Annotated in this window: 9 protein-coding genes; all 9 read right to left on the reverse strand. The window is 32.3% G+C overall.

Annotation, left to right across the window (positions count from 1 at the left end; translation table 11 throughout):
• Positions 1-58: 58 nt before the first annotated feature.
• The 9 genes from nifJ to BN2665_RS16430 all read right to left on the reverse strand — a co-directional run bounded on the left by nifJ (position 59) and on the right by BN2665_RS16430 (position 16256).
• Complete coding sequence (gene nifJ, locus BN2665_RS16390) at positions 59-3571, reverse strand: pyruvate:ferredoxin (flavodoxin) oxidoreductase (RefSeq protein ID WP_055668167.1); 3513 nt, start codon at positions 3569-3571, stop codon at positions 59-61.
• A gap of 119 nt (positions 3572-3690) precedes the next feature.
• Positions 3691-4116, reverse strand: coding sequence for a flavodoxin (locus BN2665_RS16395; RefSeq protein ID WP_055668168.1), 426 nt, complete (start codon positions 4114-4116; stop codon positions 3691-3693).
• A 153-nt stretch (positions 4117-4269) separates the two neighbouring features.
• Positions 4270-5787 (reverse strand): MBL fold metallo-hydrolase RNA specificity domain-containing protein, encoded by a 1518-nt coding sequence (locus tag BN2665_RS16400; RefSeq protein ID WP_055668169.1) that lies wholly within the window; start codon positions 5785-5787, stop codon positions 4270-4272.
• 135 nt (positions 5788-5922) lie between these two features.
• Positions 5923-6996, reverse strand: coding sequence for an undecaprenyldiphospho-muramoylpentapeptide beta-N-acetylglucosaminyltransferase (locus BN2665_RS16405; protein ID WP_278335901.1), 1074 nt, complete (start codon positions 6994-6996; stop codon positions 5923-5925).
• A 247-nt stretch (positions 6997-7243) separates the two neighbouring features.
• Positions 7244-9307, reverse strand: coding sequence for a sensor histidine kinase (locus BN2665_RS16410; RefSeq protein WP_074042323.1), 2064 nt, complete (start codon positions 9305-9307; stop codon positions 7244-7246).
• Positions 9308-9468: 161 nt separating this feature from the next.
• Complete coding sequence (gene recJ / locus BN2665_RS16415; RefSeq protein WP_055668170.1) at positions 9469-11238, reverse strand: single-stranded-DNA-specific exonuclease RecJ; 1770 nt, start codon at positions 11236-11238, stop codon at positions 9469-9471.
• Positions 11239-11388: 150 nt separating this feature from the next.
• A complete protein-coding gene (locus BN2665_RS16420; protein WP_055668171.1) occupies positions 11389-12597 on the reverse strand; it encodes a M16 family metallopeptidase in 1209 nt (402 codons plus the stop codon).
• 161 nt (positions 12598-12758) lie between these two features.
• Positions 12759-13310 (reverse strand): DJ-1 family glyoxalase III, encoded by a 552-nt coding sequence (locus BN2665_RS16425; RefSeq protein ID WP_055668172.1) that lies wholly within the window; start codon positions 13308-13310, stop codon positions 12759-12761.
• Between the two features lie 18 nt (positions 13311-13328).
• A complete protein-coding gene (locus BN2665_RS16430) occupies positions 13329-16256 on the reverse strand; it encodes a DNA topoisomerase IV subunit A (RefSeq protein WP_055668173.1) in 2928 nt (975 codons plus the stop codon).
• Between the last annotated feature and the right edge of the window lies 1 nt (position 16257).

The following is a 16257-nucleotide window of genomic DNA, read 5'->3' on the forward strand; positions in this document are numbered from 1 at the left end:
TTTTTAATATATTTAATATGAATAATAAGGGAGACTACAGAAGTCTCCCTCACTTATATTATTGTTGATTTGCTAATTTTTTATACCCATCTAATCTTTCCTTAGCATCTTTTTCAGTCTTAGCAAATAATTCTTCTGCTACGTCTGGATAAGCTTTAGCTAAAGAAGAATATCTAACTTCACCCATTAAGAACTCTCTGAAGTTTGCAGTTGGTTCTTTTGAGTCTAAGCTAAATGGATTCTTTCCTTGATCTTTTAATAATGGGTTGTATCTATAAAGTGCCCAATATCCAGATTCTACAGCCTTCTTAGTTTCTAATTGGCTGTTACCCATTCCAGCTCTTAATCCATGATTTATACATGGAGCATAAGCTATTATTAAGGATGGTCCTTCATAAGCTTCTGCTTCTGTAATAGCCTTAATAGCTTGGTTCTTATCAGCACCCATACCTATTTGAGCTACATATACATATCCATAGCTCATAGCCATCATTCCTAAGTCTTTCTTCTTAGTTCTCTTACCTGAAGCAGCAAATTTAGCTATAGCTGAAGTTGGTGTAGATTTTGAAGATTGTCCTCCAGTATTTGAGTAAACTTCAGTATCCATTACTAATACATTTATATCTTCTCCTGAAGCTAGTACATGGTCTAATCCACCGAAGCCTATATCATAAGCCCAACCGTCTCCACCGAAGATCCATTGAGATTTCTTTATTAAGAATTCTCTATTCTTGTAAATATCAGCTACTAGGTTATTTCCTTTTTCAGCTTCTAATAATGGTAGTAAAGCTAAAGCTGCTTTCTTTGATGCTTTTCCATTATTTCTTACATCGTACCAAGCTTTTAATGCTTCTTTTAATTCTTGGCTTACATTAGCTTCCATAGCTCCAAGTACCATAGCTGCTAATTTTTCTCTTAATTGCTTAACTCCTAAGTACATTCCTAAACCATACTCAGCATTATCTTCAAATAGAGAGTTAGCCCAAGCTGGTCCATGACCATCTTTATTAGTGCAATATGGAGTTGAAGGAGCACTTCCTCCCCAAATTGATGAACAACCTGTAGCATTAGCTACCATCATTCTATCTCCATATAATTGAGTTATAAGCTTAGCATATGGAGTTTCTCCACAACCTGCGCAAGCTCCACTGAACTCTAATAATGGTTGCTCAAATTGGCTACCCTTTACAGTTTCATTGTTCATTGGGTTTTCTTTATGTGATAATGTCAATGCATAATCCCAGTTCTTAGTTTGCTCTAATTGAGATTCTATTGGCTTCATGATTAAAGCTTTTTCTGGAGCTGGACATACTTGAGCACAGTTTCCACAGCCTGTACAATCTAATGGACTTATTTTGATTGTAAAGTTTAATCCTTCAAAGCTCTTTCCACCAACAGCCTTCTTGCTTTCAAAGCCTTCTGGTGCATTCTTAACTTCTTCTTCATTTAATAAGAACGGTCTTATTACAGCATGTGGACATACATATGAACATTGGTTACATTGTATACACTTGTCCATTTGCCATTCTGGAACATTTATAGCTATTCCTCTCTTTTCATAGGCAGCAGTTCCTTGTGGGAATGTACCGTCTTCCATACCTATAAAAGCACTTACTGGAAGATGATCTCCTTCTTGTCTATTCATTGGCTCTAATATGTTCTTAATGAATTCTGGTCTGTTATCTTCAGCTTTTTCTGCATCCTTTGCATCTATCCAATGCGCTGGTACCTCTACTTTAACTACAGAAGATATTCCCTTATCTATAGCTTCGTTGTTCATATTAACAACTTTTTCGCCCTTCATACCATAAGAAGATACTACTGCAGCTTTTAAATATTTAACAGCATCTTCTACTGGAATTATGTTAGCTAATTTGAAGAAGGCTGATTGCATCACCATGTTTATTCTTCCGCCAAGACCTATTTCTTGAGCTATCTTTACAGCATTTAGAGTGTAGAAGTTTATATTGTTTTCTGCAATAAATCTCTTCATTTTTGCTGGTAGGTGAGCTTCTAACTCATCTTTATCCCAGATGCAGTTTAATAAGAAAGTTCCATTTTTCTTTAATCCCACTAAAACATCATATTTATTTACATAAGATTGGTTATGACAAGCTATGAAATCAGCTCTATTTATTAAATATGGAGATTTTATTAGCTTCTTACCAAATCTTAAGTGAGAAATTGTTATACCACCAGATTTCTTAGAGTCATAAGCAAAATATGCTTGAGCATACATGTCTGTATGGTCTCCTATAATCTTGATAGCACTCTTATTTGCTCCAACAGTACCGTCAGAACCAAGTCCCCAGAATTTACATGCTTTAGTTCCTTCTGGTGTAGTATCTATTTCATTCTTTACTGGTAATGATGTGAAAGTTACGTCATCTTCTATACCTACAGTAAATCTATTCTTTGGACTTTCAGCCTTTAAGTTGTCATATACAGCTAATATTTGAGCTGGTGTAACATCTTTTGAGCCTAATCCATATCTTCCACCTACTATAACTGGTCTTACTGCTTCATCATAGTAAGCATTTCTTACGTCTTGATATAATGGTTCTCCAGCAGATCCTGGTTCCTTAGTTCTATCAAGCACTGCTATCTTCTTAACGCTCTTTGGCATTTGAGCAAAGAAGTGCTTTAAGGAGAATGGTCTGAATAAGTGTATCTTGATTAAACCTACTTTTTCCCCTCTTGCATTTAAGTAATCTATAGTTTCTTCTATAACATCACATACAGATCCCATAGCTACTATAACTCTCTCAGCATCTGGTGCTCCATAGTAATTAAATAGATGATAATCTCTTCCTGTTAATTTGTTAATTTCGTTCATGTAGCTTTCAACTAACTCAGGTACTGATTCATAGTATTTGTTAGAAGCTTCTCTTCCTTGGAAGTATATATCTGGATTTTGAGCTGTTCCTCTAGTAACTGGATGCTCTGGATTTAAAGCTCTCTTTCTGAAAGCTTCAACAGCTTCCATATCTACTAGGTTCTTTAATTCATCATATTCTAATACTTCTATCTTCTGAACTTCATGAGATGTTCTGAAACCATCAAAGAAATTTAAGAAAGGAACTCTTCCTTTAATAGCAGTTAAGTGAGCTACTGGTGATAAATCCATAACCTCTTGGACATTACTTGACGCTAATAAAGCAAAACCAGTTTGTCTTGCAGCCATAACGTCTTGATGATCACCAAATATTGATAAAGCGTGAGCTGCTATCGCTCTGGCACTTACATGGAAAACTCCTGGTAGTAATTCTCCAGCAATCTTGTACATATTTGGAAGCATTAATAATAAACCTTGAGAAGCTGTGAAAGTAGTAGTTAATGCACCAGCTTGTAATGAACCGTGAACTGCTCCTGCAGCTCCAGCCTCTGATTGCATTTCCATAACTTTAACAACTTGGCCGAATATGTTTTTTTGTCCTTTAGACGCCCACTCATCTACATGCTCAGCCATTGGTGATGATGGTGTTATTGGGTAAATAGCCGCTACATCTGTAAAAGCATAGGAAATATATCCAGCAGCGGTATTCCCATCCATAGTTTTCATCTTTCTCATTACTACTGACCTCTCTTTCGATTTTTCTTATATTAAATATGTTTATAAATAAACAACCCATAAAAAATTAAAGCTGTTTACTAATAGCTTAAATATAAATTGTAATGAATACCTATAAATTATTTTGCTAATAATCTTCCTAGTTCATAAGCTCTATTCAATTCTTCAGCACTAGGAGCTTCTTTCACTGTTAAATCTCCTATAACATTAAAGTTATAGTCCTTCATTCTTTCTTTCCAGCCTTCCATAAACTTACCTTCATCCCAGCCATAAGAACCAAATAAAACTAGGCTTTTTTGATTATTAGGAAGTAGCTTAAACTGATTTATGAATGGTTCCATCTCTTGTTGTTCTATTCTATTATTATCCATAGATGGACTTCCAAAAGCAATAGCATCAGAAGATACTACATCTTCAACCTTAGCTTCAGAAACTGTTTTAATGATTACCTCAGCACCTGCATCTTTTGCTCCTTGTGAAATTTTATCTGCAAGTACCTCCACATTTCCTCCACTACTCCAATAAACTATCGATACCTTCTTCATAAACTCACCCCTGTTCTTAATATCATTTTGATAATAAAAAATACTAATTTATAGTAGTTATTCACACACTTATTATATAATAATGTGGATTTTTTGCAAGTTTCATAATTTGTCATATGACATCAAAATATGCACTTTTATGCATATTTACCTTCATTTTTTTGATATAAGGCTTTTTATTACCTCAATTATTTCTTCTGGATTCATATTTTCTATATCTGCGATAGAATTAATATATTTAATTATCTCTGCCTTAACATTCATAGTATTTTCAATTTTCTCATTTATATAGTAAATATCTCCTAAATTCATTCTTCTCACTTTAAAACCTTTATCTGTTAGCAGATTTTTAAAGCTATTTTGCGCTTCTTTATCACCATGAACTAATAAAACCTCTTTAGGTTTTTTCTTAAAACTACTAATCCAATTTAACAAACCAAGCTGATCAGCATGACCTGATAATCCAGGCAAATTATAAATCTTAGCGTTTACTGCTATATCTTCTCCAAAGATCTTAACCTTTTTCTCTCCTTCTAATATAGCTCTTCCTAAAGTACCTTCTGCTTGATAACCTACAAAAACTATGGAACTTTCTTTTCTCCAAAGGTTGTGCTTCAAGTGATGCTTTATTCTGCCTGCTTCACACATACCAGAGGCAGCAATAATTATTGCTCCCTTTTGAACTTTATTTATTTGTGCGGATTCTTCAGCGCTTTGAGTAAATACCAGCCCCTCAAAATCTAAAGGATGATCTCCATTGTTAATAATCTTAAGAGCCTCTTCATCATATAACTCAATATGCTTATTAAATATTCTTGTGGCCTCTCTAGCAAGAGGACTATCTACATATACTTTTACTCCTTGTAATTCATCATTTTCTATAAAATTATTTAGCACATATATTATCTCTTGAGTTCTTCCTACTGCAAAAGAAGGGATTACAACATTTCCACCTCTTCTAAAAGTATCTTTTATTATTTTTACTAATTCGCTAAATTCCTTATCTCCTTTTTCATGTAATCTGTTTCCGTAAGTAGTTTCCATTATTACATAATCTGCATTATCTATGGTGGTAGGATCTTTAATAATAGGAATATTTATATTGCCTAAATCACCACTATAAACTATTTTAACTTCATCTTTGTTTTCCTCTTTAATAAAAAGCTCAATAATAGAAGACCCTAAAAGATGTCCTGCATCCTTAAAGCATATTTTAAAGCCTTGAAAAAGTTCTATAACTTCATTATACTTAATTCCCCTAAATAGATAGCTGCTGAGTTCTGCCATCTTTACTGTATATAAGGGATCTACTTTTTCAAGTCCTTGTCTTGCTCTTTTCCTATTTTTCCACTCAGCTTCCATTTCATGAATGTGACCGCTATCAATGAGCATAACCCTGCTGAGTTCCATAGTAGCTTCTGTACAAATCACCTCACCTTTAAAGCCTTTTTTGTACAGTAATGGGATTCTTCCACTATGATCTATATGAGCATGGGATAGTAAAACATAATCTATATCTTTGGGGTTAAAGGGAAATATATCATTACCTCTTTCTTTTTCGTCTCGTCCTTGAAATAATCCGCAATCCAGTAATATATTTTTGTCATTTACCCTTAGTATATGACAAGAACCTGTAACAGAACCTGCTGCTCCAAAAAACTCTAACTTCATATTCCTTCACCTCCAAAATAATACCTTTATATGGTTATTATATCACACTTTATCTAAATATTATAAATTTTCTAAAATAATTAAGAAAAAAATCGAAAAAACAAGTGGGGTTTATTAACTTCCCCACTTTATTATCTACTTTTTAGAAAAATTTATTATTATATCGATAATTTTGTCTACTCCGTTTTTTACGGTACTTTCTTCCATAGCCTTGATGTAAGTATTTCTATTTTTATATAATTCATCAATTTTTTCTTCTAAGTTTTTTGAATTTATATCCTCTTCTTGAACCACCATACTATAACCGCTATTTTCAAAAGATGCAGCGTTTAAAATTTGATCACCCCTGCTGGACTTTTTAGAAAGGGGGATTAACAAATTAGGCTTTCTTAAAGCTAAAAATTCATATATGGCATTGGCTCCAGCTCTTGATACAACCATATCAGCAGCTTTCATAATGTGGGGAAGTTCTTCAGTTATATATTCAAATTGCTTATACCCTTGAAGTTTAGCCAGATTTTCGTCAAAATTCCCCTTGCCACAGATATGAATCACATTATATTTTTTTAATAATTCCATAAGAGAATTTCTTACTAAATCATTTATATATTTTGAGCCTAGGCTTCCCCCAATGATCAATAATACTGGCCTATTTTGAGTAAATCCACAGAAACTAAGACCTTTTTCTCTACTTCCAAGAAGCAACTCTTCTCTTATAGGTGTTCCTGTCAAAACTCCTTTATCCTCTTTAATATGTTTTATAGATTCTGGAAATGTTACACATAGCTTTGTGCAATAAGGTGCTGAAAGTTTATTTGCTAATCCTGGAGTAAGATCTGATTCGTGAGCAATTACAGGGATCTTATTTAAATAGGCACTAATTACCACGGGCACAGCTACAAACCCACCTTTAGAAAATACTACATCTGGTTTTTCCTTTTTAAGAATTTTGTTAGCGTCGAAAATTCCTTTTATAACCTTAAAAGGATCAGAAAAATTTTTTATATCAAAATATCTTCTTAACTTTCCACAGGATATTTCAAAATAAGGTATATTAGCTTTTTTAATTATTTCTTTTTCTATACCATCTTTACTACCTATATAAAGTACTTCATAGTCCTTATTCTTTAATTTAGGTAGAAGAGCTAAATTTGGAGTTACATGACCTGCTGAACCTCCGCCAGTCATAATAATCTTATAGGAACTCAAAAAATCATCTCCTCAACTATTATAAAATTTTCATCTTTGTGTAAAATATATATCTAATCCCTACAATAATATAATAATATACTTTTTTAAAAAGGTTAATATAAAATATTATAAAGAAAAAAAATAGGGTTTTTTCAATGCACAATTCACAATGCACAGTGCACAATTAAGGAAGATTTTTTCCTATAGGAAAAAATCAAAATATTATCCTTAATTGTGAATTGTGAATTGTGCATTATGAATTGGCTTACCCTATATCTGAAAATTCAATATTAATTTTATCATTCATATTTTCATCAATCATAGCATAACTTTTGCTTTCTTTGGTCAAATCCGTAGCTCTCTTAAATTTAATAATAAACTCTGATCCTTTTTCTATCTTGCTTCTTACCATTATCTCTCCATCCATAAGTTCAATTAACTTTTTTACCAGAGAAAGTCCTAGTCCTGTACCTTCTGCTCTCCTAGATAAAGAGCTATTGACCTGAGCAAACCTGTCAAAAATATAGGTGATTTTCTCTTCAGGTATACCTATGCCTTCATCTCTGACTATCAATGAAATATTAGCTTTATCAATGAGTAATTGAACTAAAATTTGCTTTCCTTCTGGAGTAAACTTTATAGCATTAGAAAGTAGATTTAATAGTATTTTTTCATATTTATCCTTATCAAGAAGTACCTCTGCTTCCTCCTCATTAGTATCGAAAATTAAATCTATACCTTTGCTCTTTGCATAGGAGTTTACAGAAGTTACTATAAGCTCTGTTGTGATAACAATATCAAAATTTACTGAATTAATATTTAAAAAACCCGCTTCTGCTTTTGAAATATCTAATATATTATTAATTAACTTTAATAATCTACTGCAGTTTTGATTTATTCTAAATAAGGTCTTATGAATATTAGGTGTTATTTCTTTTCCATATATGTTGTAAGCTAATTGTAGTGAAGAATAAATTATAGTTAAAGGAGTTCTCAGCTCATGGGAAATCACTGTAAAGAATTCATCCTTGAGTTTAGTTATCTTTTCTAGCTCCATGCTATGATTTATCTCCTCCGTTATATCAGAAGCATGAATGTGAATTCTATCCACCTCACCATTTCTATTTTTAAAGGGCTTAAATTTTATTTTATAAAATCTACTATTACCAGAATTATCCTTAACATGATAAGGGGAACAGGTATATTCTCTTCCTACCCTTCCACAAAACTCAATAGCGTCATATAGTCCTTCATTGCCATATTGGGTTAATGCATCTACTAAGCTTCTATCATCGAGAACTTCGTTGTTATCTAACATATATCTGATTAGATATTCAAACTTCTTATTAGCTAGCTTAGTTTTAAAAGAAGGGTATTCTAATACAGCAATAGGTATATCCATATTATTTACCACATCTCTTACAAAACGCGCCTGATCCTCAGCAAAAATTTCATGCTCTTTAATTTCTGTTATATCCTTTAAGGTTATTATAGTATAAAGCAGCTGTTTCTTGTTATTTGATATAGGATTTGCATTAAACTCTATATACTTAGTGTTATTACTCTCTCTATCTATAAACTTTAAAACTAAATCTCTAATGGGAAGATTATTCTTAAATGCATCATTATATATGTTAAATAAGTGTTCACCTTCTCCGCTAACATGCTGAATAATATATTTCTTCTCTATGTTTGGCAGATATAAAAGCTCTGCTGGCGTGATATCTATAATAGAATTTAGAGATTTATTTGAAAAGCTGAATTTGCCTTTAGAATCAAGAACTAATAATCCCTCAGAGATATTATTCATCACATCTTTCAAATGCATTAGATGCTCTTTTTCTCTATTTCTTAATATTTCTATGATATCACACTTTGTTTTTAGCTCCGTAGATATACTTATAAATTGCTCTCGTTCTTTTTTTATTCTTAAATTTTTCAAATATTCATCAGTGACATCAGAAATACTGATTACTGCCCCCTGAACCCGTTCATTTTCTATAAAAGGAGAGCAATTTAATAGCAAGTATATATCTTTAACCTCATTACTTTTCTTTAAAATAAGATCTTTATACTTTATACCCTCATTAATTGTTTTAAAAACTGGATTATTACTTTTATCTAATTTTTGACCATTTTCAAGGATAAATTCATAGTTATCAAATATATCATACATACACATATCAGTCAAAATATTGCTGCTTATATCAAAAAGCTCTTTAGCCTCATCATTAAAGTATATAATCCTACCCTCAGTATCCGTTACAAATAGATAATAAGGTAATGCATCGATTATAGATTGTACTAATTTACGGCTTTCAATATGCATATAATTACTCCTTTAATAAAGATAAATAATCGTTAAAAATGCTTAATAATCATTCACCTATTAATGCCTTTAAATTACTTATATTCTATAAAAACCTTATATTTCCTTCTAATATTTTACATAATTTTATAAAGAATAGAAATATGCATCGTGGCCATTTTTCACAATCTATAATTAGTAACAATCAGCTGAATACTCCTATTTCCCAGGTATTCATTTATTCCTATATTAAAAACTAGATCTAATAATACAGGATTATTGTCACCATTATAGATCCTTTCTAATATATCTCTGCCATATTTTTCAACAATTAAATCATTAAACTTCTCTATATCTCCAAAATAAACAGCTTCCATAAATTTATTGCTTTTTCTTGAATAAAGCTTTAGCTTTAACACATTTTTATTTTTGCCTAAAACCGTTGCCCTTTGAACACTGATTGACTTTTCTGCAAAATTAGGTTTACTATTAGCTTTCCCATAAGGTTCTAAGTATGAGATTTCTTCTGCTAGTTCTAAGGTTATATCCTTAAAATTCATCTGCATATCTATATTTACTTCTGGCATTATATCCTCTTCAGTCAATGTACAGTTTTTATTTAGCTCTTCCCTAAGCCTATCTATGTTGCTTTCTTCTAAGGATAATCCTGCTGCCATAGGATGTCCTCCAAATTTTGCTAGAAGATGCTTACACTTTAAAAGCTCTTCAAACATATTATATCCTTCAATAGATCTTCCTGAGCCCTTTACCCCTTCCTGCGCCTTAGTTAAAACAATAGAAGGTAAATTATATTTTTCTCTTATTCTTCCTGCAATTATGCCTGCTACACTTTCATGAACCTCAGGAATATAAACCACTAGAACATTATCTCTTATCAGCGAAGAGCTCTCAATAATATCTATGGCCTTCTCTAATCCTTCGCTAGTGATATTTTGTCTTTCTATATTTAAATTATGTAACCGCTCTGCTAGTTCTCTAGCACTTTGCTCCTCCTTAGCTAATAATAGCTTTAAAGCAATTATGGCACTTTCTAGTCGTCCCGTAGCATTAATACTTGGTCCAATGATAAATCCAAGATGATAGGCACCAATTTCCTTTTCTTCTAATCCCACTTCTTGAATTAAAGCTTTTAGGCCTATATTCTTTGTGCTATTTATCATGGCTAACCCATTTCTAACTATGATTCTATTTTCATCAACGAGATCAACCACATCGCAAACTGTAGCTATAGCCGCAAACTCTAAGTATTTAAAAGCCTCTTTTTCTTCTTTTCCTCTTTTAATGTATAATGCTTGTATTAACTTAAAGGCTATACCAGCTCCGCATAGCTTTTTAAAACTGTAATTGCAATCACTTCTTTTAGGATTTATTACTGCATCAGCTAAGGGTAAAACGTAATCCCTGTGTCCACTTTCATTTTCTATAAAGGATATATCATGGTGATCTGTTACTATAACCTTTAATCCCAATTCCTTAGCAAGCTTTATTTGATCTAAAGCCGCTATGCCGTTATCACAGGTTACAATCAAATCTACGTTCATCTCTTTTGCTTTTCTTATTATAGATTCATTTATACCATAACCTTCATTTATACGATCAGGAATATGATAATCTACATTGGCTTCAAAGTCACTTAGCCCCGAAAATAGTATATATGTACTGATAACACCATCTACATCGTAATCCCCTACAATCAAGATTTTTTTATTTTCATCAATATGTTCCTTTATGAGGTTTATGGCTTTATCCATGTCCTTTAAGTCCAATGGACTATTTAATACCTCTAAGGATGGATTTAAAAATTTTTCAGCATCCTTAAGATTATATATATCTCTATTGATTAAAAGCTTTCCTAAAATGGGACTTACATTAAGAGCCGAAGCAAACCCATTAAAATCTGCTTTAATATTCTTCATCATCCACTTTTCCATTCAAACACTCCTTTTCCAATGCACAATTCGTAGTTCACAATTAAGGCTAATTTTCTCAGCTCCGCTGAGAAAACTTAAGAATATAAAATTATTTTGATTTATTTCGCTAAAGAAAAAAATCTTCCTCAATTGTGCATTGTGAATTGTGCATTAAATAACCACTTGTATAGATTTATTGCTCCAAATTTTATCAATAACGGTTGTCAGTATTTCCCAAGAAATAATTGAATCTATATTCATCTCTTCATAAACTTTTTCTGCTGTTCCATACATTATTTCATAAGTAGTAAGTTTTTTAGCTAATTCTATGGACTTTTCAATCTCTAAAAATTTCTTTAGCTTTAATCTCTTTAAGTAGTTCATATAACTTTCTTCATAAAGCTTTTTATAGCGCTCTAAGTTATTAAAAATTTCATCTATTATTTGTATTACAGCTTTATAATTGCTCTTACCAGTGCTAACTTTTATTTGAAACAACTTAATTCCTTCCTCTTCTCTTATTATAGTAGAGAGATCATAGGCTAGTCCTCGCTTAGTTCTTATTTCATCGAACAATATTCCACTCAATCCTTGTCCAAGCATCATATTAAAAATATTCAACGCTTTCATTTCCATTGAATTCAAATGATGGATATCCAAGCAATATTCTATTTTAGCACCTTCTAATCCATAAACTTCATTAATAAATATGCCACTTTTGTTAATCTCATAGTCATAGGCTTTTATAGACAAAGGCTTTTCCTTCCACTGTCCACAAAGCTTTACCACCTGTTCATAAACTTCTTCATAATCTAAGGAGGTAACTATGGATATTACACAATTATTGGGCACATAGTATTCATTATAATATTGTTTTAAGGCTTCTAAGTTTATTTTTTTTATACTCTTTTCATTGCCTATAATTATATCCTTTATTCTTCTGCTGCTAAAGGCATTACCATACAATAAATCCTCACAATGCTGGTCAAAATCTTCTCTCCATTCTTTGCACTCTTGCAAAATCACATCCATTTCTTCATTAAAGCCATAATGGCTTAGAGTTGGGTTTAATAAAATGTCCATATATAAAGAGAAGGCCTCTTTAAAATTTTCATTTATAGCGGTGCCATAATAGATAACATAAGGAAAGTTTGTCATAGCATTATTAAAGCCAAATAAATTATCAAATTCCCTATTTATTTCATATTCACTTCTATTTTTACTCCCCTTAAATATCATATGCTCCAAAGCATGGGCCGCCCCAAAGAAATCCTTCTCTTTCCCTGCCCCTGCATCAAAACCAATACAAAAGGAAGTTATAATACCTTCTTTTTTTTCATGAATTAATGTTAATCCATTTTGTAAAACTACTTTATTCATTGAATACCACCCTTTTTTTCAATGCAAAATGCACAGTCACAATTCACAATTAAAAGAAGCTTTTTTCCGCTTATCGGAAAAAAGCAAAATAATTTTATTTATTAATTTTTCTCAGCTTCACTGAGAAAAATTCTCCTTAATTGTGCATTGTGAATTGTGAATTAATAAAGCATTGCTTTTTCTAATTCTGAAGCTTTTTCTTCTTCTCCTAATTTTCTTAAAATCTCGTAGGCAAAATTTAAAGCTGTAGCTGGTCCTCTGCTAGTTAATAAGTTCATGTCTGCTACCACTTTATCTTCTTTGTATATACAGTTACCTAAAGCATCTTTAAAAGCTGGATAGGAGGTAACTGCCTTTCCTTCTAATATTCCTGCTTCCTTTAATACTATAGGAGCTGCACAAATAGCTGCTACTAATCGTCCGTAGGAGTAAAAATCCTTTACTGCTTCTAAAACCCTTAAATTATTCTTTAAATTATTGGCTCCTGGCATGCCTCCTGGCAGCACAATAGCATCATAATCGTGAATATCTATATTTGAAATACAAACATCAGCCTTAACATTTATATCATGAGCTCCTAAAACATACTCTCCTTCCAAACTGCACATATGGCATTTTACTTCGGCTCTTCTAAGTACATCCACCACTGTTAAAGCCTCTATCTCCTCAAAACCCTCAGCAAGAAAAACTAAAACTTTTTTTGTTTTATTCATTTTACCTCAAACCCCTTCTTACTTTTTATTTTTTACCTTGGTTATAAAAATCCCCATAATAACCAGCATTAAATTGGTTCCTCTTCCGGCTCTGTTTTGTAAGCGAATTTCATCCACGTTAAAGGTTTTTTCTTGTTTATTTGAAGCCACTAAGGTTATTTCCTCGCTATTTTCTTTATCTAAAGCTACTTCATCCTTGACCTTCTTTAATAATGTATTGTAGGAATCTGTCACCTTCGCAAAAATAACCTCGTCCTCATCTTTTAAACTTATTCCCGTAACCCCGGAGGCTATTCTTCCCATAACGCTTATATCTGACACGGAAAATTTAATAGCCATAGCTTTTTTAGTAACTAATAGAGCCTTAGAATCCTCATTATCAGAAAACTCAATAGCTATAAGCTTATCCTTCAGCTGTTTATACTTGTAGCTTTGAATTTCTAAATATTCACCTGCAAATTCCTTTAAAAGGCTCCTTTTTACCATCCCACTATTAGTAAAGAAGTATATATATAGTTCCTCCTCAAAGGAATCTATGGAAAGCATATTTAATACTCTGTGTTCCTCTTCAAAACCTTCAACTAAATTCCTTAAATCAAACTCTTCATCCTTTAAATTTTGGAATAAGCAAGCAGATAGTAAATAAGCCTTTGCATTATCTGCAAATATCAATATTTTTTCTTTACTATTAGTCCTTACTTTTCTATAGCTATCTTCCTTTACCTTGTCATAAACTTTGATTTTGCCATATTTGTTTATGCCAAGGGTAAATTCTGCATACTCATATTCCTCTACATATTCCACAGAAACTATTTCATCCTTTATAGGCATTAAAATCATTTGAGTACCTAACACTGCCCTTTCTAAAGGTTCTAGTTTAGGCTCTTCCAAGCTAAAGCTTAGTCCATTCTTTGTAAGTACTCTTATAAATTTTTCTTCTCTTTCTGCTTCTACTAATTCTACCTTTACAAGGACTTCTCCTTCTCTTAATTTTAAAGCTTGTAGCTTAGAATAACTTGTTTCAAATTTAATTAAGGAAGTCTTTTTTATAGCCCCTCTGCTAGTGAAGAACAATAATTCTTTACTAGGGCTAAAGCTATCTATAGAAAAAGCACTCAATATATTTTCTTCATTTAGACTAAGCCCCTTAATAAGCTCATCTAGTCTTTCACCTTTTTCTTTCCACTTGCATTCAGGTATATTATTGCACTTTATTTGATACATATTGCCTTTATCAGTGAAAATAGTTAAGGACTCCTTAGTATTGGACTGGAATAAAAATCTAGCATAATCCCCTTCTCTATATTCTATATCCTCTAAATTACTGTTTAATCTATTATAGGACTTCAAAGGTACTCTCTTAATAAATCCCTCTTTAGATAAGGTCACCATTACATCTTCTACCACCACAAGTTCATCTAAATCTATCTTAGCTTCACTATCATCCTGGACAATTTCTGTTCTTCTCGCACTGCCGTGTTTTTCTGAAATCTGTAATATTTCTTCTTTTATTACCTTTAAAAGCTCTTTTTCATTTTCCAAAATCTTATTTAACCTTTTTATTACTTTTTCTAGTTCTTTATATTCTTTTTCAAAAGTCTTTATTTCTAATCCTGTAAGCCTATAAAGCATAAGCTCCAATATAGCCTGAGCTTGCTCTTCTGAAAAATCAAATTTATTTATTAAATTCTCACTGGCATCTTTTTTTGATTTGGAAGCTCTAATAGTGGCAATTATCTCATCCATAATGCTAATGGCTTTAATAAAGCCTTCAACTATGTGGAATCTTTTTTCCGCTAGGGCTAATTCCCTTCTTGTTCTTCTGGTAATTATGTCCTTTTGATGCAATACATAATGTTTTATTATAGCTTTAAGCCCAAGAGTTTCAGGTTTGCCATCAGCCAGGGCTACCATATTAAAGTTTACATTGCATTGAAGATCTGTTTTCTTATAAAGATATTTTAGTATTTTGTTTGCCATATCTTCATCTGCTGCTTTTTTTAATTCAATAACTGCCCTAATACCTGTTCTGTCTGATTCATCCCTGATATCAGTAATAGCCTCTAGGGCTTTCATATGTTTCTTGTCTGCAGTCATTTCTGAAATAGTCTGAAGAAGCTTAGCCTTATTCCTTCTATAAGGGAATTCCGTTATAACTATGCCCCATCTCCCATTTTCTAACTTTTCAATAGAGGTTTTCGCTCTTAGGGTTACCTTACCCTCACCAGTTTCATAGGCTGCTAGAAGGGAGTCCTTACCTATTAATATGCCGCCTGTAGGCAAGTCTGGACCTTTAATGTAATTCATAAGTCCTTTAGTGGTGATTTCTTCATCGTCAATATAAGCCACAGTGGCATCTATAACCTCTTTTAAATTATGAGGAGGAATATTAGTAGCTAAACCTACTGCTATTCCAAAGGTTCCATTTACTAATAAATTAGGATATCTACCAGGTAAAACCTTTGGCTCCATTTCTGTATCAGAATAGTTTGGAACCATATCCACTATTTCTTTATCGATATCTCTAATCATCTCTAGGGCAATGGGAGTAAGCTTAGCTTCCGTATAACGCATAGCTGCTGCATTGTCCCCATCAATACTTCCCCAGTTCCCATGACCATCTATTAAAGGCTCTCTTGTAGAGAAATTCTGTGCCAATATTACCATGGCATCATAAACTGAAGCATCTCCATGAGGGTGGTATTTACCTAATATATCTCCCACTATTCTAGCAGATTTAAAATAAGGCTTATCTGGGAAAGCCTTTAACATATAAGCTCCATATATAATTCTCCTATGAACAGGCTTCAAGCCATCCCTTACATCTGGAAGTGCTCTATCCTTAGCTACCTCTACAGCATAAGGCAAATAGTTTTCTGGCATTGCCTCTTCTAATGGAATATCTATAATATTATTATCTTTTGGTATATCAAGTTTTTTTGCCATA

It is taken from the genome of Desnuesiella massiliensis (assembly GCF_001403615.1).
GTDB lineage: Bacteria > Bacillota > Clostridia > Clostridiales > Clostridiaceae > Desnuesiella > Desnuesiella massiliensis.

What these genes read in the sequence shown, in the direction of transcription:
- BN2665_RS16410 (WP_074042323.1), bottom strand. Translation starts at nt 9,307, where the DNA reads ATGCATATTGAAAGCCGTAAATTAGTACAATCTATAATCGATGCATTA.
- BN2665_RS16420 (WP_055668171.1), bottom strand. Translation starts at nt 12,597, where the DNA reads ATGAATAAAGTAGTTTTACAAAATGGATTAACATTAATTCATGAAAAA.
- BN2665_RS16430 (WP_055668173.1), bottom strand. Translation starts at nt 16,256, where the DNA reads ATGGCAAAAAAACTTGATATACCAAAAGATAATAATATTATAGATATT.
- recJ (WP_055668170.1), bottom strand. Translation starts at nt 11,238, where the DNA reads ATGGAAAAGTGGATGATGAAGAATATTAAAGCAGATTTTAATGGGTTT.
- BN2665_RS16425 (WP_055668172.1), bottom strand. Translation starts at nt 13,310, where the DNA reads ATGAATAAAACAAAAAAAGTTTTAGTTTTTCTTGCTGAGGGTTTTGAG.
- BN2665_RS16400 (WP_055668169.1), bottom strand. Translation starts at nt 5,787, where the DNA reads ATGAAGTTAGAGTTTTTTGGAGCAGCAGGTTCTGTTACAGGTTCTTGT.
- BN2665_RS16395 (WP_055668168.1), bottom strand. Translation starts at nt 4,116, where the DNA reads ATGAAGAAGGTATCGATAGTTTATTGGAGTAGTGGAGGAAATGTGGAG.
- nifJ (WP_055668167.1), bottom strand. Translation starts at nt 3,571, where the DNA reads ATGAGAAAGATGAAAACTATGGATGGGAATACCGCTGCTGGATATATT.